Origin of the sequence: Aeromonas sp. sif0611 (assembly GCF_019218845.1) — a bacterium.
GTDB classification, from domain to species: Bacteria; Pseudomonadota; Gammaproteobacteria; order Enterobacterales; family Aeromonadaceae; genus Aeromonas; species Aeromonas media.
Genome location: NZ_JAHUWU010000004.1, coordinates 114,991 through 140,695 on the forward strand (window position 1 = coordinate 114,991; position 25,705 = coordinate 140,695).

The window sequence follows — 25,705 nt, forward strand, 5'->3', positions numbered from 1 at the left end:
ACATAAAAAAACCCCGCAATGCGGGGTTCTTTCATATTGGGTGTGCTCAGCCGACGTTGCAGCTCTTCAATTTCCAGATCCGGTCCACGTAGTCCTGGATGGAGCGGTCGGAGTTGAACTTGCCCATGGTGGCCGAGTTGATGATGGCCTTCTTCGCCCACAGCGCCGGATCCCGATACCAGGTATCGATCAGCTTGTGCGCTTCCGAGTAGGAGGCGAAATCGGCCAGGGTCAGGTAGGGATCCCCCCCTTCCAGCAAGGAGCGCTTGATGGAGGCGAGTTCGCCCGGACGACCCGGCGTGAAGTAGTCGGTGTCGAACCAGTCCAGCACCGCCTTGAGCTCGGAGTTGGCGTAGTAGAAGTCGTACGGGTTGTAACCGCGCGCCTTCAGGGACTTCACCTCGTCCACGTTCAGGCCGAAGATGGCGCAGTTCTCGGCCCCCGCCTCTTCGGCGATCTCGATGTTGGCGCCGTCCAGGGTGCCTATGGTGATGGCGCCGTTCAGTGCCATCTTCATGTTGCCGGTACCTGAGGCTTCATAACCTGCGGTGGAGATCTGCTCGGAGACATCCGCCGCCGGGATCAGCTTCTCGGCCAGGCTGACGCGGTAGTTCGGCATGAACACCACTTTCAGCTTGCCCTGGATGCGGGCATCGTTGTTGACCCGCTCCGCCAGCTTGTTGATGGCGTAGATGATGTCCTTGGCCAGCTTGTAACCGGGCGCCGCCTTGGAGCCGAAGATGAACACCCGCGGGTGCATGTCATAGTCGGGGTTCGCCAGCAGACGACGGTAGAGTGCCATGATGTGGATGAGGTTCAGCTGCTGGCGCTTGTACTCGTGCAGACGCTTGATCTGGACGTCGAAGATCGCCTCGGCCGAGACATCGATGCCGGTTTCCGCCTTGATGACCTTGACCAGCTTCTCCTTGTTGTGACGCTTGATGGTCATGAACTGCTGCTGGAATGCCTTGTCGTCGGCAAACTTGGTCACGCTGCGCAGCTTGTCCAGCTGCAGCGGCCACTCCTTGCCCACCACCTCGTTGTAGAGAGCGGCGAGCTCGGGGTTGCAGGCCAGCAGCCAGCGACGGGGGGTCACGCCGTTGGTGACGTTGCACATCTTCTCGGGCCACAGCTCGGCATACTCGGGGAAGAGATCCTCTTTCACCAGCTTGGAGTGGATCTCGGCCACGCCGTTAACCTTGCAGGAGCCGATGACGCACAGGTTGCCCATGCGCACCTTGCGCACGTCCCCTTCTTCGATGATGGAGAGCTTGGCCTTGATGGCGTCGTTGCCCGGCCACTTGGGCTCCACCAGCTCGTTCAGGAAGCGGGCGTTGATCTCGTAGATGATCTCGAGATGACGGGGCAGCACCTTCTCGAACAGGCTGACGGACCACTTCTCCAGCGCTTCCGGCAGCAGGGTGTGGTTGGTGTAGGAGAAGACCTGGTAGCAGATGGCCCAGGCGGCATCCCAGTTCAAGTCTTCCTCGTCCACCAGCACCCGCATCAACTCGGGGATGGCCACGGTCGGGTGGGTATCGTTGAGCTGGATGGCAATTTGCGCGGCAAAGTTGCGGAAGTCCGAACCATGGACCCGCTTGTAGCGGCGCATGATGTCCTTGATGGAGCAGGCACAGAAGAAGTACTGCTGGATCAGGCGCAGCTCTTTGCCTGCATCGGTCTCATCATTCGGGTAGAGCACCTTGGAGATGGTCTCGGCCTGGGCCTTCTCGGCCTGGGAGTCGATGTAACCACCGGCGTTGAACACGTCCCAGTCAAAGAACTCGGAGGCGCGGGATTCCCACAGGCGCAGGATGTTGACGGTGTGACCGCCAAAGCCCACCACAGGGATGTCCCAAGGCACCCCTTTGATCTTGCGACCGGCGTGCCACACCTTCTTCAGGCCGCCCTTGTCACCGAACACGGTCTCCACGTAGCCGTAGAGCGGGATCTCCTGCACCGACTCGGGGCGGCAGATCTCCCAGGGGTTGCCATATTCACGCCAGGAGTCCGGGCGCTCGATCTGGCGACCATCCTGGATCTCCTGACGGAACAGGCCGTGCTCGTAGTGGATGCCGTAGCCCACCGCCGGGTAATTCAGGGTGGCCAGGGAGTCGATGAAGCAGGCGGCCAGACGACCCAGGCCGCCGTTGCCAAGGGCCATGTCCGGCTCTTGTTCGCACAGATCGGTCAATTCCAGACCGAGTTCGCCCAGGGCCTCTTCGCAGATCTTGTAGAGAGAGAGGTTGTGCAGGTTGTTGGAGGTCAAACGCCCCATCAGGAATTCAGCAGAGAGATAGTGAATCGCACGAGTATCTTTCTTGAAGTGAGTCTGCTGAGTGCGGGTCAGGCGCTCGTACACCTGTTCGTTGACGGCGGCAGCGGTCGCTTTCCACCATGCTTCGGGAGAGGCTTTCTGTTCGCTTGTACCCAAGGTAGAACGCAGGTGACGCACGATACTCGCCTTGAGCTGATCTTTATCCAGTTGGAGATCCTGGTCTGTCTTCTTCTTGGTAGCCATAAACCATTTTCCTTCGTTACAAATAAAAAATGTTATCCCCTTGAGGGACCGGCGCTGTTGTTATCTCAGAATATGTTCCGGCGTGGGCATACTAGCTAAAGCCGGGGGTTTAAAAGTTAACGTGAGTCACACTTTAACGCATAAAAATGACAGTTTCACCATGAAAACCCTTTCCTATATCCCGCCTGAACAAAATAAAAATAACCTTAAAAATCAAAGCATTGAGTGAAATTAAAAAAGATGGATTCATGAATAGGTTTTCAATGATTGCCAGCGGCTGAAAATACGTGAAAATAAGCGCCAACTAGGCCGGCGATGAAATCGCTTTCAATGTTTGGTGTCTCAGCGCGGCAATAAAAGGAAGCTGCCCCAATTGGGGCAGCTTCCCGAGCTGAATTAACCATGGGCCTTGAACTGGTTACTCATGGGGTCGTAGTGATAACCAATCTGCTGCAGACGGGTGGCCAGCTGATCCTCTGTCATGTCGTAGTAAGCCAGCAACTCTTCCAGACCATCGCACTCCAGCCGCAGCTTCTCGTTGATGATCCCGAGCAGAATATTGGCGTCCAGCCGTTGCAAGGTGCTCACATCCATCTTGGTCCCTCCTCTTGCCATACATACTGTATAACCATGAGCGCCGGCCCGCGCTTTGTCTACAGGTTAAAAAACACCCACCCCGTCATCAATGTAAATAGTATTTAAATTCAAATAGTTAATAAAAAATCTTGCTAGTCGGCTCACATTTTTAATCACAAACGCCTTGTCACTGGCGTGAGATAGAACTACTGTATGCGCATACAGCATGGTTATTCATACAGGACACACATATGAGCCAGCCCCTGAGTCACCGCCCACTCTCCTCCTCTGCCGGTGTGATCACCACCTGGCCCACCCGCCATCAGAGCAAGGCGGAGCATGAGCATCGACTGGCCATGGATCTCCATGAAGCCCCGTTGCTGGATGCGCTGGGAAGATTGAGCCAAAGCGACAGCGGCTGGATTTTGCTCATAGCTCCGCCAGGGCTGCCCGTGGCCAAGCAACTACAAGCACAGGGGATCAACCCCGCTCGGGTACTGGTGGTTCACGGCCCCAAGATCAAGAACTGGCAACGTCTGCTGGAGCAGAGCCTGGCCAACGGTCATTGTGCCGCCGTCTTGACCTGGTTGCCCGAACGGGTTGCCCTGGATTGCAGCCGCCTCAGCACCCTGGGGCAGCGTGCCGGTGTCCTGACTCGCTTCTTCGAGCCCACCTCTGCCCAGGGCGGCCCCCTCTGTTACGGTGGGCAGGACGTCTACCTGAACCATTGAGTAATATCGTGCCGACCCGGGCTAGCAGGGCTCCCCGCCCCGCGCGTCAGTCTGGCAGGGCGGCAACCAAGACGAGAAAGGCGACCCTGAGGTCGCCTTCTGTCATATGGGCTGTGATGAGCTGCCATCTGCCCGGCGCCCCGCGAGGGCTTGCACCGGATCAGGCGAGCTTGGTATCCAGCTCGGCGATTTTGGCAGACCAGTAGGCCGGGCCGGTTTCATGGATGTTGTTGCCCTGGGAGTCGACCGCCACTGTTACCGGCATGTCTTCCACCTCGAACTCATAGATGGCTTCCATCCCCAGATCGGCGAAGGCTACCACGCGCGCCTTCTTGATGGCCTTGGCCACCAGATAGGCGGCGCCGCCAACGGCCATCAGATAAACTGCCTGGTGCTGTTTGATGCTCTCGACGGTTTTCGGACCGCGCTCGGACTTGCCTATCATGCCGATGAGGCCGGTTTCGCCCAGCATCATGTCGGTGAATTTGTCCATCCGGGTGGAGGTGGTGGGGCCGGCCGGGCCGACCACTTCGTCACGTACCGCATCGACCGGGCCGACGTAGTAGATGAAACGGTTGGTGAAGTCCACCCCTTCCGGCAAGCCTTCGCCATTTTTCAGCATGTCGGCAATGCGCTTGTGGGCGGCGTCACGGCCTGTGAGGATCTTGCCGGAGAGCAGCACTGTATCGCCGCTCTTCCAGCTGGCGAGTTCGGCCTTGGTGATGCCGTCGACATTGACCCGGCGCACGTTGCCGCCCGCTTCACGGGTGATTTCCGGCCAGTCACTCAGCCTCGGCGGAGTCAATTCGGCGGGGCCAGAGCCATCGAGCTCGAAGTGAACGTGGCGGGTGGCGGCGCAGTTGGGGATCATCACCACCGGTTTGGAGGCCGCATGGGTCGGGGCGGACTTGACCTTCACATCCAGCACTGTGGTGAGGCCCCCCAGCCCCTGGGCACCAATCCCCAGCCGGTTGACCTTGTCATAGAGCTCGATCCGCAGCTTCTCTTCTGTGGTCTCGGGACCCCGGGCGATCAGCTCCTGAATGTCGATGTGCTCCATCAGGGCTTCCTTGGCGAGCACGGCCGCCTTCTCGGCGGTACCGCCGATGCCGATCCCCAGCATGCCGGGCGGGCACCAGCCGGCGCCCATGGTCGGCACGGTTTTGAGCACCCATTCGACCACGTCGTCGGAGGGGTTGAGCATCACCATCTTGGATTTGTTCTCGGAGCCGCCGCCTTTGGCCGCAATGCTCACTTCCACCTTGTCGCCGGGGATCATGTCGATGTGCACCACGGCAGGGGCGTTGTCCTTGGTGTTCTTGCGACTGCCGGCCGGATCGGCGAGCACGGAGGCGCGCAGCGGGTTGTCTGGATTGGTGTAGGCGCGGCGGGTGCCCTCGTCCACCATCTCCTGCACCGTCATGTCGCTGTCCCACTGCACCTGCATGCCGATCTTGACGAAGCAGGTGACGATGCCGGTGTCCTGGCACAGGGGGCGATGCCCTTCGGCAGACATGCGGGAGTTGATCAGGATCTGGGCCAGGGCATCCTTGGCGGCCGGGTTGATCTCGCGGTCATAGGCAGCCTTGGCGGCGTGGACAAAATCGAGGGGGTGGTAGAAAGAGATGTACTGCAGGGCGTCAGCAATGGAATCGATAAAGTCCTGTTTTCTAATGATGCTCATATCATCCTCACTGGTCCTTGTCGTCGCTTGCGCGAGCAAGGGCTTCCATATGAGCCGGGCCTTCGGCAGGCGGCGAATGCGCACAGAGCCGGCGACTACGGCGTGTTTTTATAACGGTGTTTTTCTTAAAAATGCCGGCGGCCATGATACGCTTGAGCACCCGAACCGGCTAGGGAGCTGGGTGCAAACTGTTGCCTGTGTAACAAAAAATGAAACCAAGACTGCATATCCACCATTTCGATCCGCAAGCATCGCTTCACGCCCTGTTTGCCCGCTTGCAACACCAGGCCTGGGCCATCCTGCTGGAATCGGCAGGCCCAACGGGCGCCGACAACCGCTTTGACATCATCAGCGCCGATCCGCTTGCCACCCTGGAGACCCGGGGTGCCAGCACCTGCCTCACCCAGGCTGGCCACCAGAGCCATCATGACGGCGATCCCCTCGCCCTGCTCGCCGAGACCCAACGAGCCCTGCTGGGGAAGCTGGTGCAGGATGAGCATGACCAGCCCTTCATCGGGGGCGCCCTGGGGCTCTTTGGCTACGATCTGGGCCGGCGATTCGAGCGTCTGCCCGTCCAGGCCAGCGCAGACATCCTGGTCCCCGACATGGCGGTGGGGATCTACGACTGGGCACTGCTGCGGGAGGTCGCGACCGGTCGCTGGCAGCTGGTGCACTGGGGAGAGGAGGCCGGGCTCGTCAGACGATTGCAGTGGCTGGCGGCGCAAGCTCCTCAACCCTGCGCCCCCTTCGCCTTGCAGGGCGAGTGGCAGAGCAACATGAGCCGGGCCGAGTACGGCGAAAAGTTCGCCCGCATCCAGGCCTATCTGGCGGCGGGGGATTGCTATCAAATCAACCTGACCCAGCGCTTCAGCGCCCCCTATGGAGGGGACGAGTGGTCCGCCTATCTCGCCCTCAGCGCCGCCAACAAGGCCCCCTTCTCGGCCTTTGTCCGGCTGCCCCAGAGCGCCATGTTGAGCCTCTCCCCCGAGCGCTTCCTGCTGCTCGATGGCCGCCACATCGAGACCAAGCCCATCAAGGGCACCCGGCCCCGTCATCCGGATCCCGCTATCGACAAACAGGTGGCCGAGTCGCTCGCCAGTGCCGACAAGGACAGATCGGAGAACCTGATGATCGTGGATCTGCTGCGCAACGACATAGGCCGGGTCAGTCGCCCGGGCTCCGTCAGCGTGCCGAGCCTGTTTGCGGTGGAGTCCTTCCCCGCCGTGCATCACCTGGTCTCCACCATTCACGGGGAACTGGATGCGCGCTGGCAGGGGGTGGATCTGCTGCGGGCCTGTTTCCCAGGCGGCTCCATCACGGGGGCCCCCAAGATCCGGGCGATGGAGATCATCGAGGAGCTGGAGCCGGTGCGCCGAAACGCCTATTGCGGCAGCATCGGCTATCTGAGCCAGCACGGTCGGATGGACACCAGCATCTGCATCCGCACCCTGATCGCCGAAGCCGGCCGGCTCCATTGCTGGGCGGGAGGGGGCATCATCGCCGACTCAGATCCGGACGCCGAATATCAGGAGACCTACGACAAGGTGGCCCGCATCCTGCCGCTGCTGGCTGCCTTGCGCCAATGAGCCTGTGACTGCCCTCGCCCGCCCCAAGGAGACCAGGACCGAGATGGATATCGAGATGAACCGCGCCGAGCTGCTGACCCGCTTCCTGTTGCAGCGCCCCGCCCCCGCCCACCGTTTGATGCTGGCAGGGCTCAAGCCGGCGGCTGTGCTGATCCCCCTGGTGGAGCGCCCCCAGGGGTTACGCCTGTTGCTGACCCGTCGCAGCACCACCCTGCGCCACCACCCGGGGCAGATAAGCTTCCCCGGCGGGCGCCAGGATCCGGCAGATGAGAGCCTGATCCACACGGCCCTGCGAGAGACCCATGAAGAGCTCGGGATCCCCGCCTCCCAGATCCGGGTCATCGGCAGCCTCACCCCGCTCAACACCATCTCCCTGTATGACGTCCTGCCTGTGCTGGCCATGATAGACCCCGACTACCGCCTTGCCCTCAGCCCCGACGAAGTGGAGCAGGCCTTCGAGGTGCCCCTCAGCCATGTGCTGGATCCGGCCCACCACATAGCCCTGACCCTGCCAAGGGCGGGCAAGCGCCACACCATCTACTGGATCCCCTGGCAACACTCCTTCATCTGGGGGGCCACCGCCAGCATGATCCGCCAACTGGCCCAGCACCTGTCAGAACAACATATTGATAACCTTTAGAGGTGAGAAATTATCCAGTTAACATTCAACTAACACTGCATATGATAAATAAATTTTGATTTTTTATTCTTTTGATCACATTTCCATAAGAAAGTGCGGGTTTCAGCCTCATAAAGGTGAATCTGATCAACATTTTTGGGTAAAAAGAAAGTATTCTTGCGCCGACTAATTAAAACCACACATTCGGGGTGAGACACATGTCCAATACTGTCACTGGCGCACAGGACGTTGCAGCCGCACAGGAGCAAGGGATCCGCTCGGTCCAATCACGCGGTTGGAGCAAACAAGACACCACCTGGGTTATCAGCCTGTTCGGCACCGCCGTCGGCGCCGGCATCCTGTTCCTGCCCATCAACGCCGGCATGGGTGGCTTCTGGCCACTGGTGGTGATGGCGCTGCTGGTCGGCCCCATGACCTACCTGGCCCACCGCGGCCTGGCGCGCTTCGTGCTCTCCTCCAAGAAGCCAAATGCGGACATCACCGAAGTGGTGGAAGAGCATTTCGGCGTGGGCGCCGGCAAATTAATCACCCTGCTCTACTTCTTTGCCATCTACCCCATAGTGCTGATCTACGGCGTGGGCATCACCAATACCGTCGAGAGCTTCCTCGTCAACCAGCTGCAGATGACGGCGCCACCGCGCTGGATCCTCTCCATCGTGCTGATCATGGCCATGATGTCGGTCATGCTGGCCGGTGAGAAGCTGATGCTGAAGGTCACCGAATTCCTGGTGTACCCCCTCATCGCCATCCTGGCGGGCATCTCCCTCTACCTGATCCCGGACTGGACCGGTGCCGCCCTGGCCCAGGTACCTTCTGCCAAGGATTTCGCCACCACCCTGTGGCTGACCATCCCGGTGCTGGTGTTCTCCTTCAACCACAGCCCGGCCATCTCCAGCTTCGCCCTGGCCCAGCGCCGTGATCACGGTGACAACGCCGTCGCCAAGTCCGATGCCATCTTGAAGCGCACCGCGCTCATCCTGCTCGGCTTCGTGATGTTCTTCGTCTTCTCCTGCGTGATGAGCCTGACACCGGCTCAACTGGCAGAAGCCAAGTCCCAGAACATTGCCGTGCTCTCCTACCTGGCCAACCAGCATGCGAGCCCCATCATCTCCTACTTCGGTCCGCTGGTTGCCTTCGTGGCCATCGTCTCCTCCTTCTTCGGCCACTATCTGGGTGCCCGTGAAGGTCTGAAGGGCATGGTAATGCAGCAGATGCGCTCCTCCGGCAAGGAACCGAACCACAAGAAGATCGAACTGTTCATCATCGCCTTCTTCATCCTGACCCTGTGGGGCGTGGCCGTGATCAACCCCTCCATCCTCGGCATGATCGAATCCCTGGGTGGCCCCATCATCGCCACCATACTGTTCCTGATGCCGATGTACGCCATCAAGCGCGTCCCGGCCATGGCGAAATACCAGGGCCAGATCAGCAACGTGTTCGTGGCAACCATGGGCCTCATCGCCATATCTGCCATCCTCTATCAACTGGTCGGCTAACCCGCCTGCGATAGCCAGGGTCAACCGGATCGCCGGTTGACCCTGTCAGAGACCCACAGCCCGGCAGGCTCAGCTTGCCGGGCTGTTTTCATTACGATGCACCGGGGCACCGGCAAAGGCTATCTCCCGTATCAAGCGCTCTCCCCAACCGCTTACCTTCCTCCCGCTACGTTGCCACCCGTACAATCTGCTCCTTTCCTCACATCCCACCCTTGGGTAAAAGGGATGGCAGCCTGGCTGCCCCATGCTGCCGAGTGAGCCCCCGCCCATGCTCCCTTCTGACCTTCCCCAGCCCTTTGCCGGGTTCCCGTGCAAGAGGATGGGCGCTATACCGCGCCTACATCGGGCACCTCGGGCCTCCCCGCAGGGGTCTGGGTTTGCATCCGATACGCGGGATACCGTCGCTCGCCAGCTCCGCTCTCAGATGCAACGGCGCCGAGCAGAATCTCTGATGCTCCAGGTAGGCGCCCATATGCCCGCTGACGAGCCTTGAGGCCTTGCCGCGATAGCGGCACGGCGGCTGGCTGCCCATCAGCGCCTGAGCCTAGGGACCCCGCCGCCCCTGCTGCCCTTCCTTTCCAGAGGGATAGCGCGACCGCCCTAGCAGGCAGGCGCCGATACTCCCATGAACGAGAGACACCACGGCGGCAACGGGCAGATGGGAAGCAGGAAGGAGCCAGTGTTGCTGGCATGAAATCGCAGGCAATAAAAAGCGCCCTCCGAAGAGGGCGCCAGTATTTAGGGAAAAGCTAAGAGGATCAGGCTTCGCGGCTGGGCAGCGGGGCCGCTTCCAGCAGGCTCTCATCCTCGGCCATGCAGGCGGCCGCGGTGAACAGCACGTCGGTGGAGCTGTTGAGGGCCGTTTCGGCGGAGTCCTGCAGCACCCCAATGATGAAGCCCACGGCAACGACCTGCATGGCAATATCGTTGCTGATGCCAAACAGGCTGCACGCCAGCGGGATCAGCAGCAGGGAGCCGCCAGCCACGCCGGAGGCGCCACAGGCACTGACGGTGGCGACCACGGAGAGCAGAATGGCGGTGGCCATATCCACTTCCATCCCCAAAGTGTGCACCGCCGCCATGGAGAGCACAGTGATGGTGATGGCGGCGCCGGCCATGTTGATGGTGGCGCCCAGCGGAATGGAGACCGCGTAGGTGTCTTCCGGCAGACGCAGTTTCTCGGCCAGCGCCATGTTGACCGGGATGTTGGCGGCAGAGCTGCGGGTGAAGAAGGCGGTCACGCCACTCTCTTTCAGGCAGGTCAGCACCAGCGGATAGGGATTGCGCTTGATCTTCCAGAACACGATGAGCGGGTTGACCACGAAGGCGATGAACAGCATGCAACCGATCAGCACCACCAGCAGTTGGGCATAGCCAAACAGGGCATCGAAACCTGTCTCGGCCAGGGTGGAGGCAACCAGACCCAGGATACCGAGCGGGGCGCAGCGGATCACGGCCTTGACGATGGCAGAGACCCCGTGGGACACATCGGAAATCAGCGCCTTGGTGCTCTCATTGGCGTGACGCATAGCGATGCCGAGGCCGATGGCCCAGGCCAGGATACCAATGTAGTTGGCATCCAGCAGCGCCTTCACCGGGTTGGTCACCACGTTGAACAGCAGGGTCTGCAATACCTCGGTAATGCCGCCCGGCGGGGTGATCTCGGCAGTGCTGGCAACCAGGTGCAGGTTGGAGGGGAACAGGAAGCTCGCCATCACGGCCACCACAGCGGCCAGGAAGGTACCCAGCACATAGAGCAGCAAGATTGGCTTCATGTTGGTCTTCTGACCCTGCTTGTGACCAATGATCGCCGACATCACCAGCACGAAGACCAGCAGCGGAGCGACCGCCTTCAGGGCACCGACGAACAGGCTGCCAAGCAGACCCGCCGCCTTGGCCCATTCAGGCATGAACATGGCAAGGAGGATACCGAATACCAGACCGACCAGGATCTGGCTAACCAGACTGGTGCTGTTGACCAGTTTTATGAGGGGGTGTTGTTGTGTCATCAAATAGTCCCTGTGCACTCATGGTGCGTGAATCATTAGTCCTGTTGGCAACCTGCCGCGCGCATTGACACCGGCCTGTGGACGGTGGTGCCGTTGGCAAACCTTCTTCTGGGTTTGTCCAGTACGCGTGGGGCTGCGGACAAGGAATATCCCATCTGCCACCGTTTTTTTCCACATAATCACTGAAAAATATCAGGGTTACCTCACAAAAAATCTACAACAATGTGATAACACAATATCAACCACGGTCAAATTGTCACCAAACCAGTCCTATCATCGGCCGATGTGGGGCGAGAGTGGTATCATGCCGCTCACTTTGCACTGGAGCCTGTTGCCATGATCACCTCTTTATTGACCCGACACTTCGGCTTCGATCAGCTGCGACCCGGCCAGGAAGCGGTGATCAGCCGCCTGCTGGCCGGCAAGAGTGCGGCGGCCATCTTCCCGACCGGCGCAGGCAAGTCCCTCTGCTACCAGTTGCCCGCGCTGGCACTGCCCCATCTGACCCTGGTCATCTCCCCCCTGCTGGCGCTGATGCACGATCAGCTCGCCTTCTTGCAACGCAAGGGGATCGCCGCCGCCACCCTGGACTCCAGCCAGACCCCCGAGGAGAGTCGGCGGGTGATGCAGCAGGCCAGTGACGGCCAGCTCAAGATCCTGATGATCTCGGTGGAGCGCCTCAAGAACGAGCGCTTTCGCCGCTTCATCGCCCAGGTGCCGCTCTCCCTGCTGGTGGTGGACGAGGCGCACTGCATCTCGGAATGGGGCCACAACTTTCGTCCCGACTACCTGAAGCTGCCGGACCATCGCCGCGATCTCGCCATTCCCCAAGTACTGCTGCTCACCGCCACCGCCACCCCGGCGGTCATGGCAGACATGCAGGCCAAATTCGCCATCGAGGCCGAGGATCTGGTGGTGACGGGTTTCTATCGCCCCAATCTGGATCTCACCGTCATTCCGCTGGCCGGCAATGCCCGCGATGGTTGGCTGCGTGACGAATTGCGCCGCGATCCCGCAGCCCCCACCATCGTCTACGTCACCCTGCAACAGAGTGCGCAGCAGTGCGCCGATCAGTTGCAGGCCATCGGCATCCGCGCCTGTGCCTATCATGCGGGGCTGGATCCCGCCCTGCGCAGCCAGATCCAGCACGACTTCATGGCCGGCCGACTCGACTGCATCGTCGCCACCATCGCCTTTGGCATGGGCATCGACAAGGCCGATATCCGCCGGGTCATTCACTACGATCTGCCCAAATCCATCGAGAACTACAGCCAGGAGATAGGCCGCGCCGGACGTGACGGACTCCCCTCCCGCTGTATGGTGCTGGCGAGCCGCGCCCAGTTGCCTGTGCTGGAAAACTTCGTCTATGGGGACACCCCGGACAGGGAGGCCATCCTTAGCTTGCTCCAGATCCTGCAACAGAGCGGTGCCGAGTGGGAATTCAGCCTGCTGCGCCTCTCCAACGAGACCAACATTCGCCAACTGCCCCTCAAGACCCTGCTGGTCTATCTGGAGATGGCGGGGATCATTGCCCCGGCCTACAGCTACTTTGCCGAGTACCGTTTCAAGTTCGTGCTGGAAAAAAGGGAGATCCTGGCCCGCTTCAATTCCGATCGCCGTCAGTTCCTGGAGCAGCTGTTTGCGTGTGCGCCCCAGGCGCGCAGCTGGTGTACCATGGACTTCGATGCACTGTGGCAGGGTTATCAGGGGGAACGCCAGCGCGCCGCGGCGGCACTGGACTATCTGCAGCAGCAGGGCTGGATCGAGCTGGAGAGCAAACAGATGACGGAGGTGTATCGAGTCGTGCGCCAGCATATCGACCCGGCGGCACTGGCCGAAGAGCTGCATGGACTGTTTGAAAAGAAAGAGCAGAGCGAGCTGGCACGCTTGCAGGCCCTGCTGGGGTTCTTTACCTCGACCCGTTGCCTGAGCCATGAGCTGGCCCGCTATTTTGCCGATGAAGAGGCGCCCGAGCGCTGTGGTCACTGCTCCGTCTGCCGGGGGGAGATAGCCGTGCTGCCGCCGCTGCCATCTCCGGGCTTGCCCAACGAGCACGGCTTGCGCGCCTGGTGCGATCCTCTGATTGCCCTGTGTCACCAGCGCCATCCCAGGATCCTGACCCGCTTCCTGTGCGGTATCGCCACCCCACTGACCACCCGGATCAAGGCGAGAAACCTGGCCGGTTTTGGCCAGCTGGCGGCCCATCCCTTCGCCGAGGTGCTGGCGGCGGTGTCGGCGATCTATCCTGCCGACGCTTGATCACCCGCTTGCCGGACGCTGAAAAAATAAGACCCTCGCGGATGCGAGGGTCAAGCCAACGGAAACGTGCTTAAACAGAGCTTAGTATCTGCACAATCACCCACTCTCTTGCTAAAGCGATGACTGCTCGACACAGGGCCAATCTAGAGCAGCCAGAATGTAGCGTCAATGTAAAAATTAGAGCTTAAACACCAAACGACAAGCATTACGTTAACGTAAGCGTAATGAAAATTCAGCCCTTCTCCCCTGCTACCCTTGCCCTGCCTGCACTTCGATTCCACAAACCGGGAAACCATCATTTCCTGCGCCTGCCACACAAACATTTATTTTTTATGTCTTTGACATTTGCATCACTGTCGTGGCAAAAATAATTTAACAGTCAGTAACATAGAGATGTCATTGGCTGCCTCTTCCCGCATGAGGATCGGGAAGCTCCCGTACAAACTTAAACCAATGATGCGATGGATTACTGGGGGCTGTTGACTAGGCTTAAGAGGTAAACAGAACAAAAGTAGTGATCCACTCTTTTTCAGGGTAAGCGACTATAACGAGGGCTAAGTTATGGGCATCTTCGAGCACTATCAACAGCGGTATGAGAAGGCCAGAGAGGAGGAGTACAGCATCCAGGAGTTTCTGGATATGTGCAAACAGGACAAATCCTGCTACGCCTCCGCAGCTGAACGACTGCTGGTTGCCATCGGCGAACCGGAAATGATCGATACCTCCGTCAATCCGCGCCTCAGCCGCCTCTTTTCCAACCGCGTCGTCGCACGCTATCCCGCTTTCAAAGACTTCTATGGCATGGAAGAGGCCATCGAGCAGATCGTCTCCTACCTCAAGCACTCCGCCCAGGGACTGGAAGAGAAGAAGCAGATCCTCTATCTGCTCGGCCCCGTTGGCGGCGGCAAATCTTCGCTGGCCGAGAAACTCAAGTCCCTGATGCAAAAAGTGCCCATCTATCGCATCAAGGGCTCGCCGGTCAATGACCACCCCTTCTGCCTGTTCGACATAGAAGAGGACGGCGAGATCCTGGAAAAAGAGTACGGCATTCCTCGCCGCTACCTGAGGCCCATCATGTCCCCCTGGGCGGCCAAGCGGCTGCATGAGTTTGGCGGCGACATCACCAAATTCAAAGTGGAGAAGGTCAACCCCTCCATCCTGGATCAAATTGCCATCGCGAAAACCGAGCCTGGCGATGACAACAACCAGGACATCTCCTCCCTGGTGGGCAAGGTCGACATCCGCATGCTGGAGCACTATGCCCAGGATGATGCCGATGCTTACTCCTACTCAGGGGCGCTGTGCAAGGCGAACCAGGGGATGATGGAATTCGTGGAGATGTTCAAGGCCCCCATCAAGGTACTGCACCCCTTGCTGACCGCGACCCAGGAAGGAAACTACAACGGCACCGAGGGGCTCTCCGCACTCCCCTTCGACGGCATCCTGCTTGCCCACTCCAACGAATCCGAGTGGCAGCAGTTCCGCAATAACAAGAACAACGAGGCCTTCCTCGACCGGGTCTACATCGTCAAGGTGCCCTACTGCCTGCGAGTCTCGGAAGAGGTGAAGATCTACGAGAAACTGCTGTTCAACAGCGAGCTGACCGAGGCCAAGTGCGCGCCGGGCACCCTGGAGCTGCTGGGTCAATTCTCGGTACTGTCACGGCTGAAAGAGCCGGAAAACTCCAGTCTCTACTCCAAGATGCGGGTCTATGACGGCGAGAGCCTCAAAGATACAGATCCCAAGGCGAAGAGCTATCAGGAGTACCGCGACTACGCCGGTGTCGACGAGGGCATGAACGGCCTCTCCACCCGTTTTGCGTTCAAGATCCTCTCCCGCGTCTTCAACTTCGACCATGCGGAAGTGGCGGCCAACCCTGTCCACCTCTTCTATGTGCTGGAGCAGCAGATAGAGCGCGAGCAGTTCCCGCAGGAGCTGCACGATCGCTACCTTGAGTTCATCAAGGGCTATCTGACCCCGCGCTACGTGGAATTTATCGGCAAGGAGATCCAGACCGCCTATCTCGAGTCGTATTCAGAGTACGGGCAGAACATCTTCGATCGCTACGTCACCTACGCCGACTTCTGGATCCAGGATCAGGAGTACCGTGATCCCGAGACCGGCCAGCTCTTTGATCGGTCGTCGCTCAACAGTGAGCTGGAGAAAATTGAGAAACCCGCCGGGATCAGCAACCCGAAGGATTTTCGCAACGAGATCGTCAACTTCGTGCTGCGTGCCCGGGCCAACAATGCAGGCCGTAACCCCAACTGGACCAGTTACGAGAAGCTGCGCACCGTGATCGAGAAGAAGATGTTCTCCAACACGGAAGAGCTGCTGCCGGTTATCTCCTTCAACAGCAAAACCTCGGCCGAGGAGCAGAAGAAGCACGATAACTTTGTCGAACGGATGATGGAGAAAGGCTACACCCGCAAACAGGTGCGTCTGCTCTCCGAATGGTATCTCAGGGTACGCAAGTCATCCTGACCCTGCCGTGTTCAAGGGGGAGTTATGGCGCATTTTATCGACCGCAGGCTCAACGGCAAAAACAAAAGCGCTGTCAATCGGCAGCGCTTCATCCGCCGCTACAAGAAGCAGATCAAACAAGCGGTCTCGGATGCTGTCTCCAAGCGCAGCATTCAGGACGTGGACAAGGGCGAGAGCATCAGCATCCCGACCAAGGACATCGGTGAACCCCATTTCCATCAAGGCCAAGGCGGCAAACGGGAGATGGTGCACCCGGGCAACGATCAGTTCGTCTCCGGTGACAAGATTGACCGCCCCAAGGGAGGGGGCGGTGGACAGGGTTCCGGCGAGGGACAGGCATCCAATCAGGGTGAAGGGGCCGATGATTTCGTGTTCCAGATCTCCAAGGATGAGTATCTTGATCTGCTGTTTGAGGATCTGGAGCTGCCACGGCTGCAGAAGACCCAGCTCAACCAGCTGATGGAGATGAAGACCTACCGCGCGGGCTACACCTCCAACGGGGTGCCCGCCAACATCAACGTGGTGCGCTCGCTTCAAAATTCGCTGGCGCGTCGCATGGCGCTGCAGGCGGGCAAGAAGCGCCAGCTGCGTGAGCTGGAGGAGCGGCTGGCCCTGTTGGCCGTCGATCCCAACGAACATTTTGCCGAGATGGCACAGCTCGAAAAAGAGATCAGAGAGCTGAAACGGCGGATCGAGGCAGTACCTTTCATCGACACCTTCGATCTCAAGTTCAACAACTTCGTCAAGCGGCCCGTGCCCTCCAGCCAGGCGGTGATGTTCTGCCTGATGGATGTCTCCGGCTCCATGGATCAAGCCACCAAGGAGATGGCCAAGCGTTTCTACATCCTGCTCTATCTGTTCCTGAGCCGGACCTACAAGAACGTCGAGGTAGTCTACATTCGCCACCACACCCAGGCCAAGGAAGTGGATGAACACGAGTTCTTCTACTCCCAGGAGACCGGTGGCACCATCGTCTCCAGCGCGCTCAAGATGATGAACGACATCATCAACGAGCGTTATCCGGCCAACCAGTGGAATATCTATGCGGCGCAGGCATCAGATGGTGACAACTGGGCGGATGACTCACCGCAATGCAGGGGGATCCTGATGCGCGACATCATGCCGCGGGTGCGCTACTACTCCTACATCGAGATCACCACCCGCGCTCACCAGACTCTGTGGCACGAGTATGAGTCGGTGGCCGACCAATACCCCCACTTCGCGATGGAACATATTCGCAAGGTTGAGGACATCTATCCGGTGTTCCGGGAGTTGTTCAAGAAGCAAGCGGCTTGAGGGATCACATATGGTAGAAACCGCGAGAAAAATAGCGCCGCTGGACGATGGGCCTGACTGGAACTTCGATCTGCTGGAGATCTATCACCAGGAGATTGCCCGGGTTGCCAAGTTTTATCGGCTGGATACCTATCCCAACCAGATCGAGGTGATCACCGCCGAGCAGATGATGGATGCCTACTCCAGCGTCGGTATGCCCATCGGCTACCAGCACTGGTCATTCGGCAAACGCTTCATCCATACCGAGCGCAACTACAAGCGCGGCCAGATGGGGTTGGCTTATGAAATTGTCATCAACTCAGATCCCTGCATCGCCTACCTGATGGAAGAGAACACCATGCCGATGCAGGCCCTGGTGATGGCTCACGCCTGTTATGGCCACAACTCTTTTTTCAAGAACAACTACCTGTTCAAGGCCTGGACCGATGCCTCCTCCATCATCGACTACCTGCTGTTTGCCAAGAACTACATCACCGAATGCGAGGAAAAACACGGTATCGATGCCGTCGAGCGCCTGCTTGACTCCTGCCATGCCCTGATGAACTTCGGGGTGGATCGCTACAAGCGGCCCCAGAAGATCTCCCTAGCAGAGGAGAAACGTCGCCAGAAGGCACGGGAAGATTACCTGCAAACCCAGGTCAACGAACTGTGGCGCACCCTGCCCAAGCAGCACAAGGCAACCGGTATCGAGGACAGACGCTATCCAGCCGAACCTCAGGAAAACATCCTCTACTTCATCGAGAAGAATGCCCCCCTGCTGGAACCCTGGCAGCGAGAAGTGGTGCGCATCGTGCGCAAGATCAGCCAGTACTTCTACCCGCAGAAGCAGACCCAGGTGATGAACGAGGGGTGGGCCACCTTCTGGCACTACACCATCCTTAACCACCTCTATGATGAGGGGAAGATCAGCGATCGCTTCATGATAGAGGTGCTGCACAGCCACACCAACGTGGTGTACCAACCCCCCTACAACAGCCGCTACTACTCGGGGATCAACCCCTATGCCCTCGGCTTTGCCATGTTCACCGACCTGCGCCGCATCTGCGAACACCCGACCGAGGAGGACAGATACTGGTTCCCCGATTACGCCGGCACCAACTGGGTCGACACCTTGCACTTCGCCATGCAGAACTTCAAGGACGAGAGCTTCATCAGCCAGTTCCTCAGTCCCAAGGTGATGCGCGACATGAAGCTGTTTGCCATTGATGACGACGATCTGAAGAACTACCTCAAGGTCTCCGCCATCCACAACGAGGAGGGTTACCGGCTGGTGCGCAACACCCTGTCAGCCCAATACAACCTGAGCAATCTGGAGCCCAACATTCAGGTCTACAACGTGGCGGTGAAGGGAGATCGCTCCCTCACCCTGCGTTATGTCCCCCACAACAGGATCCCCCTTGGCGAGTCGCGGCACGAGGTACTCAAGCATCTGCACCAGCTGTGGGGATTCGATGTGGTGCTGGAGCAGGATAACGGCGAGCTCACCGCAGACATCATAGGGCGCTGCCCGGATCGCAAGAGTCTGACCTGATAGGCAGACAAGAAGCATAAAAAAACGCGCCATTCGGCGCGTTTTTTCTGGTGACCTTCATCAGTTATCGCACAGATTGCTCGGCATGTCCTGGCGCAGACGGGTCCACAACTTGCCCGATTCGATACCGTACTGACGCACCGTCATGAACACGGCCTCGTGATTCTTGGTCTCGGCCAACCCCAACAGAGTCTTGTAATAGGCATCCGCCGTCTCGCGCGCCTGCTTGTCGGAGAAGTAATAACGTCCGACCCTGCTATACAACCCCTTGAACCCGTTGAGGATCAAGGCATAGATCGGATTACCGGAAGCAAACGAGAGTTGATGGTGCAGACGGTAATCGAACTCGGCATAGGCCTCAGCCGAATTGTCGACCTCATCGGCCCCGCGCAGGATCTCGGCGGCTTGCTCCGGGTTGTTGCGAATGGCGCCACGGATGAAGATGGTGCAGATGTTGGTGCGAGCCGACAGCAATTGGGCCACCAGATCCGGCACCTTGTCCTGATCGAGCCTGGCCAGTGTCTCCAGGATGTTGAGACCCGAGGTTTCCCAGAAATTGTTGACCTTGGTCGGTTTGCCATGCTGGATGGTGAGCCAGCCATCGCGGGCAAGGCGCTGCAGCACTTCGCGCAAGGTAGTGCGAGTCACGCCAATCAGCTCGGACAGTTCGCGTTCCGCCGGTAGAATGGATCCTGGAGGAAAGCGATTGTTCCAGATGGACTCGATGATGTATTCCTCGGCAAACCCGGCAGGGCTTTGCGCTTTTATGACCATGTAGTGACTCTGTTGTAGTACGTAAAAAGGCTCACGAATAATAGCAAAGCCGGTCATGCTGGCAAGCAGAAGGTCAGTCCTCTGCTCACATTAACCGGATCTTTTTGTTAAAAATATGTATGCGACAACATGACTGGAGCCAACCAAGACCAAATGATGGTGATATCGGCGCCTCGCCACTGGGCAAGCATCGTGGCGTTATTTATAGTTAGCGCTCCCTTGATTAAAATCATGTGCAATCAATTTGATAAAGGTGAATATCCGGATGTTCGGGTCGAGTCGGGCTCGACTGCATAGACGCAGATACCAACAACAAAACAGAGAACCATCATTATGCCAATCAGCCTAGGGCGCGCTTTTGCAAAGAATTTTTTGGGCAATGCTCCACGGTGGTACAAGATTGCCATCGTCATATTTCTGCTGATCAATCCGATCGTCTTCCATGTGGATCCCTTCCTGGCTGGCTGGTTGCTGGTCGTCGAGTTCATCTTCACCCTGGCCATGGCGCTCAAGTGTTACCCGCTGCAACCCGGTGGCCTGCTGGCCATAGAGGCCGTTCTCATCGGCATGACCTCGGCGAACCAGATCAAGCATGAGCTGGTTGCCAACATCGAAGTGCTGTTGTTGCTGGTGTTCATGGTGGCTGGCATCTATTTCATGAAACAACTGCTGCTCTACGTTTTCACCAAGATGCTGGTCCGCATCCATTCCAAGACGTTGCTCTCCCTCGCCTTCTGCCTGGTCTCGGCCTTCTTGTCCGCCTTCCTCGACGCCCTGACCGTGATCGCCGTGGTGATCAGCGTCGCCACCGGTTTCTACGCCATCTACCACAAGGTGGCCTCGAGCGATGAGTCCGGAAATCTGCATCAGGATGACGAAGGGATTGATGAGCTGTCTCGCCAGCACCTGAACGAGTTTCGCGCCTTTTTGCGCAGCCTGATGATGCACGCGGCCATCGGCACGGCCCTGGGGGGCGTCTGCACCCTGGTCGGCGAGCCCCAGAACCTCATCATCGGTGAGCAGGCGGGCTGGCATTTCGGTGAATTTGCCATTCGCATGGCCCCGGTCACCATCCCCGTCTTCTTCTGCGGTCTGCTCACCTGCATCCTGGTGGAGAAATTCCGCTGGTTCGGTTATGGCACCAAGTTGCCAGAGCCCGTGCGCCATATCATGGAAGCCTATGAGCGCGATGAAGATGCCGAGCGCAGCCCGCAAGAGAAGGCCAAGCTGCTGGTTCAGGCGGCTATCGCCATCTGGCTGATCACTGGTCTGGCTCTGCATCTGGCGGCGGTGGGCCTGATCGGCCTTACCGTCATAGTCCTCGCGACGTCCTTCACCGGCGTCACCGAAGAGCATGCGCTCGGCAAGGCTTTCCATGAGGCGCTGCCCTTCACCGCCCTGCTCACCGTCTTCTTCAGCGTGGTAGCGGTGATCATCGATCAACAGTTGTTCAAGCCGGTGATCCAGTGGGTGCTGGCTGCCAAACCCGAGGATCAGCTCGCGCTCTTTTATCTGGCCAACGGCTTGCTCTCCATGGTGAGCGACAACGTCTTCGTCGGTACCGTCTACATCAACGAGGTGAAAACCGCCCTGCTCAATGGCGCCATCAGCCGTGAACATTTCGATCTGTTGGCGGTAGCCATCAACACGGGGACCAACCTGCCGTCCGTGGCCACTCCCAATGGTCAGGCCGCCTTCCTGTTCATGCTGACCTCGGCACTGGCCCCACTGCTGCGCCTCTCCTATGGCCGCATGGTGTGGATGGCTCTGCCCTACACCCTGGTACTGGGTCTGGTGGGTTTCTTTGCGGTGGAGCAACTGCTCGCCCCTGCCACCGAATGGTTCTACCAGGCCGGCTGGCTGACACAGGGCAGCGCCGCCATGCAGACCCTAGCACCTGCGGCACACTGATGAAGCGAGGGGCCCTCTGGCCCCTTTCTTTTCAGGCGGGGCTCTGCTCTAATTCAGCCATTATTTTTCTCTGTGAGATCAATCAGATGATCGAGTTTCTTCGCCGAATTGCCAGTCATCGTCTGGCCTGGGGGCTGCTGGCCGTTTCCGCCCTCGCCTTCGAGCTGTGCGCCCTCTTCTTCCAGCATGTGCTGGGTCTGCACCCTTGTGTGATGTGCATCTATGAGCGGATCGCCATCCTCGGGGTGTTCGCTGCCGGCCTGCTCGGCATGGTGGCGCCAGAGAAGTGGTATCTCCGTTGGAGCGCCATGCTGCTGTGGGGCTACAGTGCCTTCTGGGGCCTAAAACTGGCGCTCAAGCATGTGGATTACCAGGTGAACCCCTCCCCCTTCAATGTGTGCGAAGGCTTTGTCGACTTCCCAAGCTGGGCGCCCCTCGATCAGTGGGTGCCCTGGCTCTTCTTCCCGGACGGCGATTGCAGCGAGATCAGCTGGCAGTTCCTGAGTTTCTCCATGCCGCAGTGGTTGATCGCCATCTTCGCCGCCTACCTGCTGGTGTTCGTCGTGGTCGCCATCGGCAACCTGATCAAGGGCCGCTGCTGCAACTGAAGCTGGTCATTCGATATAGATCGCATACAAAAGGGAGCCATCGGCTCCCTTTTCCATCAGCGGTGTCAGCCACCCAAGCCGCTCCCGTTTCTCCATGCCCCTGTCATCTGGCTGGTTGCCATCTTCGCCGCCTACCTGCTGGTGTTCGTCGTGGTCGCCATCGGCAACCTGGTCAAGGGCCGCTGCTGCAACTGACACTGACGATGCCATATAAGACGCATCAAAAAGGGAGCCATCGGCTCCCTTTTCATCTGATGCCCGATCATCTGCACCCAGTCCTTGCCCAACCCCTGCTCCCGCGCCTCCATGCTCTCTTCATCGGGTTGGTGACCAGCGTCGCCGCCTGCTGATGTTTGTAGTGGTCGCGGTTTAAGTACCGTTGTCGCAGCCAAACCAGCGATGCCGGGTTCAGACAGAGACAAAGTCGGATAACGAAAAGGGGAGCCATAATGGCTCCCCTTTCTTGTGATCGCAGACTCTGCAGCACGCGGCCTTCTTTAACACACCTTCATCCTGCCTTGGCAGTGCTCATCCTGGCCTTCACCATGCCAACGACCATGGGCAGCAGCGAGATGGCAATGATGCCGAAGATGAGCAGAGTGAAGTTGTGACGCACCACCGGCAGGTTGCCGAAGAAGTGGCCCGCATAGACGAACGACAACACCCACAGCAAGCCGCCAATCAGGTTGAACGCCAGGAAGCGCGGGTAGGTCATGGCCCCCATGCCGGCCACGAAGGGGGCAAAGGTGCGCACTATGGGCAGGAAACGGGTGATGATGATGGTCTTGCCGCCATGCTTGGCATAGAAGGCGTGGGTCTTGACCAGATAGTCGCGACGGAAGATCTTCGAATCGGGATTGCGGAACAGTTGATCCCCGAAGAAGTGGCCTATGGTGTAGTTCACCACGTTGCCGAGCACGGCGGCAATGATCAGCACCCCCGCCAGGGTATGTACGTCCAGCACGCTGCCCACGGTGAGGGCGCCAGCGGCAAACAGCAGGGAGTCACCGGGCAGGAAGGGGGTCACCACCAGGCCGGTCTCACAGAAGATGATGAGGAACAGGATGGCGTAAACCCAGACACCATAGTGCTCGAACAGCTCTTTCAGGTGCACGTCAACGTGCAGAATAAAGTCGATTGCAAACAGGATCAGATCCATTTTCTCATACCCATGAAGTGAACGGCGTGGAGTCTACGCCAATGCCTTGCAACCGACAATCTGCGGTATCGCTTCGCCCTTCATTCCAGGGTATCCAGCCCCTGCCTGACCGTTGCAGGCAGGCAGGACTCCCACCCCCAGAGCAGCAACAGCAGCAGGCTGACGTCGTCGAGCCAGCCCACGAAGGGCACCAGATCCGGAATGAGATCCACCGGGCTGATGCCATAGAGGAGGATGAGGATCACCAGCCCCCTGGCCCACCAGGGGGTGTCCGGATGGCGAAAACCGGCATAGAGGCGGCGCAGGCGCCGCCAGATCAACCAACGCTTGCCACTCATGACTCGATCAACTCGCCGCGCAACCGCTGGATCTGATCCCGCATGGCCGCGGCCTGCTCGAACTCCAGATCCCGGGCATGCTGGAACATCTGCTCTTCCATCCGCTTGATCTCTTTGGCGATCTCGCTGGCGGAGCGGGCATGGTACTCCCCTTGCGGCTCGGCCGCCTTGCGACTGCCTCTGCCGGGTTTGCCAGCGGTGCGGCTGCCCCCCATGTCCATCATGTCCCCCACCGACTTGTTGAGGCCCATAGGCGTGATGCCGTGTTCAAGGTTGTGGGCATGCTGCAGGGCACGGCGCCGCTCGGTCTCCTCGATGGCCACCTTCATGGAGTTGGTGATGGTATCGCCGTAGAGGATGACCTTGCCGTTGAGGTTGCGGGCGGCGCGGCCAATGGTCTGGATGAGGGAACGGGTGGAGCGCAGGAAGCCCTCCTTGTCCGCATCCAGAATGGCCACCAGGGAGACCTCCGGCATGTCGAGCCCTTCTCGCAGCAGGTTGATGCCCACCAGCACGTCGAATTTGCCGAGGCGCAGATCACGGATGATCTCCACCCGCTCCACTGTGTCGATGTCCGAATGCAGGTAACGCACCCGCACGTCGTGGTCCGCCAGGTATTCGGTCAAGTCTTCCGCCATCCGCTTGGTGAGGGTGGTGACCAGCACCCGCTCCTCCACCGCCACCCGCAGCCGGATCTCGGAGAGCAGATCGTCCACCTGGGTGGTAACGGGCCGCACCTCGATTTCGGGATCCAGCAGGCCGGTGGGACGCACCACCTGCTGCACCACGTCGCCGCCGGACTTCTCCAGCTCGTAGGGGCCGGGGGTCGCCGAGACGAACACCGTCTGAGGCATCAGGGCCTCGAACTCGTCAAACTTCAATGGTCTGTTGTCCAGCGCCGAGGGGAGCCGGAAGCCGTACTCCACCAGGGTCTCCTTGCGGGATCTGTCCCCTTTGAACATGGCGCCTATCTGCGGCACCGTCACGTGGGACTCGTCGATGATGAGCAGGCCATCCCCCGGCAGGTAGTCAAACAGGGTGGGCGGCGGCTCGCCGGGGGCACGCCCCGACAGATAGCGGCTGTAGTTCTCGATACCGGAGCAGTACCCCAGCTCCTGCATCATCTCGATGTCGAACTGGGTACGCTGGCTGATGCGCTGCTCTTCCACCAGCTTGTTGAGGGAGAGCAACTGCTCGCGGCGCCCCTTGAGCTCTTCCTTGATGTGATCGATGGCACCCAGAATGGTCTCGCGCGGCGTGGCGTAGTGAGTCTTGGGGTAGATGGTGTAGCGCACCACGGTCTGCTCGATGGCACCGGTCAGGGGATCGAACTGGGAGAGGCGCTCCACCTCCTCGTCGAACAGCTCCACCCGCAGTGCCAGCTTGTCCGATTCGGCAGGGTAGATGTCGATCACCTCCCCCCGCACCCGGAAGGTGCCGCGCTGGAAGGCCATGTCGTTGCGGGTGTATTGCAGCTCGGCGAGGCGGCGCAGGATATCCCGCTGGTTGATCACATCCCCCACCTTCAGGTGCAGCATCATGCTGAGGTAGGCCTGGGGGTCCCCCAGACCATAGATGGCAGATACCGAGGCGACGATCACCACGTCGCGCCGCTCCAGCAGCGCCTTGGTGGCTGACAACCGCATCTGCTCGATGTGATCGTTGATGGAGGCATCCTTCTCGATGAAGGTGTCGGTGGTCGGCACATAGGCTTCCGGCTGGTAGTAGTCGTAATAGGAGACGAAGTACTCCACCGAGTTCTCGGGGAAGAACTCCTTCATCTCCCCATAGAGCTGGGCGGCCAGGGTCTTGTTGGGAGCCAGTATCATGGTCGGGCGATTCAGGGTGGCGATGACGTTGGCCATGGTGAAGGTCTTGCCCGACCCGGTCACCCCGAGCAGCGTCTGGTGAGCGAGGCCGGACTCGATGCCATCGAGCAGGCGGGCGATGGCCGCAGGCTGATCCCCCGCGGGTTGAAACTGGCTGGCCAGCTTGAAAGGCTTATTCATGACGACTCCCGACAAAAAACGGCAAGAGAGCAGTGTACCCCGAGTTGGCAGGCCTGGGTATCCGCTCTCCTGCCCTGACGGCTATTGACCCCG

19 protein-coding genes are annotated in these 25,705 nt (G+C 59.3%); 10 read left to right on the top strand and 9 right to left on the bottom strand.

Annotation, left to right across the window (positions count from 1 at the left end; genetic code table 11):
• Window positions 1-46 precede the first annotated feature (46 nt).
• Entirely contained in the window at window positions 47-2,521 is a 2,475-nt protein-coding gene (locus KW824_RS11705) for a glycogen/starch/alpha-glucan phosphorylase (RefSeq protein ID WP_043129852.1), read from the bottom strand.
• A gap of 396 nt (window positions 2,522-2,917) precedes the next feature.
• Window positions 2,918-3,115 (bottom strand): DUF4250 domain-containing protein, encoded by a 198-nt coding sequence (locus tag KW824_RS11710; RefSeq protein ID WP_005323525.1) that lies wholly within the window; start codon window positions 3,113-3,115, stop codon window positions 2,918-2,920.
• Between the two features lie 233 nt (window positions 3,116-3,348).
• Here KW824_RS11710 and KW824_RS11715 point away from each other — a divergent pair, with 233 nt between their 5' ends.
• Window positions 3,349-3,828: a cell division inhibitor gene (locus tag KW824_RS11715; RefSeq protein WP_218409872.1), complete on the top strand. Its 480-nt coding sequence runs from the start codon at window positions 3,349-3,351 to the stop codon at window positions 3,826-3,828.
• Between the two features lie 160 nt (window positions 3,829-3,988).
• Here the strand turns inward: KW824_RS11715 and KW824_RS11720 are convergent, their stop codons facing one another.
• The gene (locus KW824_RS11720; RefSeq protein ID WP_218409873.1) at window positions 3,989-5,512 is read right to left on the bottom strand and encodes a fumarate hydratase; all 1,524 of its coding nucleotides are present in this window, start codon (window positions 5,510-5,512) and stop codon (window positions 3,989-3,991) included.
• Between the two features lie 209 nt (window positions 5,513-5,721).
• Between KW824_RS11720 and pabB the strand changes: the two genes are divergently transcribed.
• The 3 genes from pabB to KW824_RS11735 all read left to right on the top strand — a co-directional run bounded on the left by pabB (window position 5,722) and on the right by KW824_RS11735 (window position 9,234).
• On the top strand, window positions 5,722-7,098 hold the full coding sequence (gene pabB, locus KW824_RS11725; protein WP_218409874.1) for an aminodeoxychorismate synthase component I: 1,377 nt from the start codon (window positions 5,722-5,724) through the stop codon (window positions 7,096-7,098).
• A 55-nt stretch (window positions 7,099-7,153) separates the two neighbouring features.
• Window positions 7,154-7,738, top strand: coding sequence for a CoA pyrophosphatase (locus tag KW824_RS11730; RefSeq protein WP_218410000.1), 585 nt, complete (start codon window positions 7,154-7,156; stop codon window positions 7,736-7,738).
• A 197-nt stretch (window positions 7,739-7,935) separates the two neighbouring features.
• Complete coding sequence (locus KW824_RS11735) at window positions 7,936-9,234, top strand: HAAAP family serine/threonine permease (protein WP_218409875.1); 1,299 nt, start codon at window positions 7,936-7,938, stop codon at window positions 9,232-9,234.
• A gap of 758 nt (window positions 9,235-9,992) precedes the next feature.
• On the opposite strand, the gene sstT is transcribed toward KW824_RS11735, so the two are convergent.
• A complete protein-coding gene (sstT, locus tag KW824_RS11740) occupies window positions 9,993-11,243 on the bottom strand; it encodes a serine/threonine transporter SstT (RefSeq protein ID WP_041205671.1) in 1,251 nt (416 codons plus the stop codon).
• A gap of 336 nt (window positions 11,244-11,579) precedes the next feature.
• Between sstT and KW824_RS11745 the strand changes: the two genes are divergently transcribed.
• The 4 genes from KW824_RS11745 (at window position 11,580) to KW824_RS11760 (ending at window position 18,813) form a co-directional block, all read left to right on the top strand.
• The gene (locus KW824_RS11745) at window positions 11,580-13,502 is read left to right on the top strand and encodes an ATP-dependent DNA helicase RecQ (RefSeq protein ID WP_218409876.1); all 1,923 of its coding nucleotides are present in this window, start codon (window positions 11,580-11,582) and stop codon (window positions 13,500-13,502) included.
• A gap of 561 nt (window positions 13,503-14,063) precedes the next feature.
• A complete protein-coding gene (locus KW824_RS11750; protein ID WP_042649892.1) occupies window positions 14,064-15,986 on the top strand; it encodes a PrkA family serine protein kinase in 1,923 nt (640 codons plus the stop codon).
• 24 nt (window positions 15,987-16,010) lie between these two features.
• Entirely contained in the window at window positions 16,011-17,282 is a 1,272-nt protein-coding gene (locus tag KW824_RS11755) for a YeaH/YhbH family protein (protein ID WP_218409877.1), read from the top strand.
• Between the two features lie 10 nt (window positions 17,283-17,292).
• Window positions 17,293-18,813, top strand: a complete 1,521-nt coding sequence (locus KW824_RS11760) for a SpoVR family protein (protein ID WP_042649894.1) — start codon at window positions 17,293-17,295, stop codon at window positions 18,811-18,813.
• A gap of 60 nt (window positions 18,814-18,873) precedes the next feature.
• On the opposite strand, the gene fadR is transcribed toward KW824_RS11760, so the two are convergent.
• Window positions 18,874-19,587 (bottom strand): fatty acid metabolism transcriptional regulator FadR, encoded by a 714-nt coding sequence (gene fadR / locus KW824_RS11765; RefSeq protein ID WP_041205666.1) that lies wholly within the window; start codon window positions 19,585-19,587, stop codon window positions 18,874-18,876.
• A gap of 333 nt (window positions 19,588-19,920) precedes the next feature.
• Here fadR and nhaB point away from each other — a divergent pair, with 333 nt between their 5' ends.
• Both nhaB and dsbB read left to right on the top strand, forming a co-directional pair.
• Entirely contained in the window at window positions 19,921-21,498 is a 1,578-nt protein-coding gene (nhaB, locus tag KW824_RS11770; RefSeq protein WP_041205664.1) for a Na(+)/H(+) antiporter NhaB, read from the top strand.
• An 86-nt stretch (window positions 21,499-21,584) separates the two neighbouring features.
• Window positions 21,585-22,106, top strand: a complete 522-nt coding sequence (dsbB, locus tag KW824_RS11775; protein ID WP_182788738.1) for a disulfide bond formation protein DsbB — start codon at window positions 21,585-21,587, stop codon at window positions 22,104-22,106.
• A 6-nt stretch (window positions 22,107-22,112) separates the two neighbouring features.
• On the opposite strand, the gene KW824_RS21115 is transcribed toward dsbB, so the two are convergent.
• From KW824_RS21115 to uvrB, 4 genes are all read right to left on the bottom strand, one after another.
• On the bottom strand, window positions 22,113-22,304 hold the full coding sequence (locus KW824_RS21115) for a hypothetical protein (RefSeq protein ID WP_305730018.1): 192 nt from the start codon (window positions 22,302-22,304) through the stop codon (window positions 22,113-22,115).
• Window positions 22,305-22,614: 310 nt separating this feature from the next.
• The gene (locus tag KW824_RS11785) at window positions 22,615-23,265 is read right to left on the bottom strand and encodes a DedA family protein (RefSeq protein ID WP_005327863.1); all 651 of its coding nucleotides are present in this window, start codon (window positions 23,263-23,265) and stop codon (window positions 22,615-22,617) included.
• 80 nt (window positions 23,266-23,345) lie between these two features.
• Window positions 23,346-23,603 carry a YkvA family protein gene (locus KW824_RS11790; protein WP_218409878.1) on the bottom strand — a complete coding sequence of 86 codons (258 nt, stop codon included), beginning with the start codon at window positions 23,601-23,603 and terminating at the stop codon, window positions 23,346-23,348.
• Entirely contained in the window at window positions 23,600-25,612 is a 2,013-nt protein-coding gene (uvrB, locus tag KW824_RS11795; RefSeq protein WP_171273767.1) for an excinuclease ABC subunit UvrB, read from the bottom strand. Before uvrB ends, KW824_RS11790 begins: the two co-directional genes overlap by 4 nt.
• Window positions 25,613-25,705: the final 93 nt, after the last annotated feature.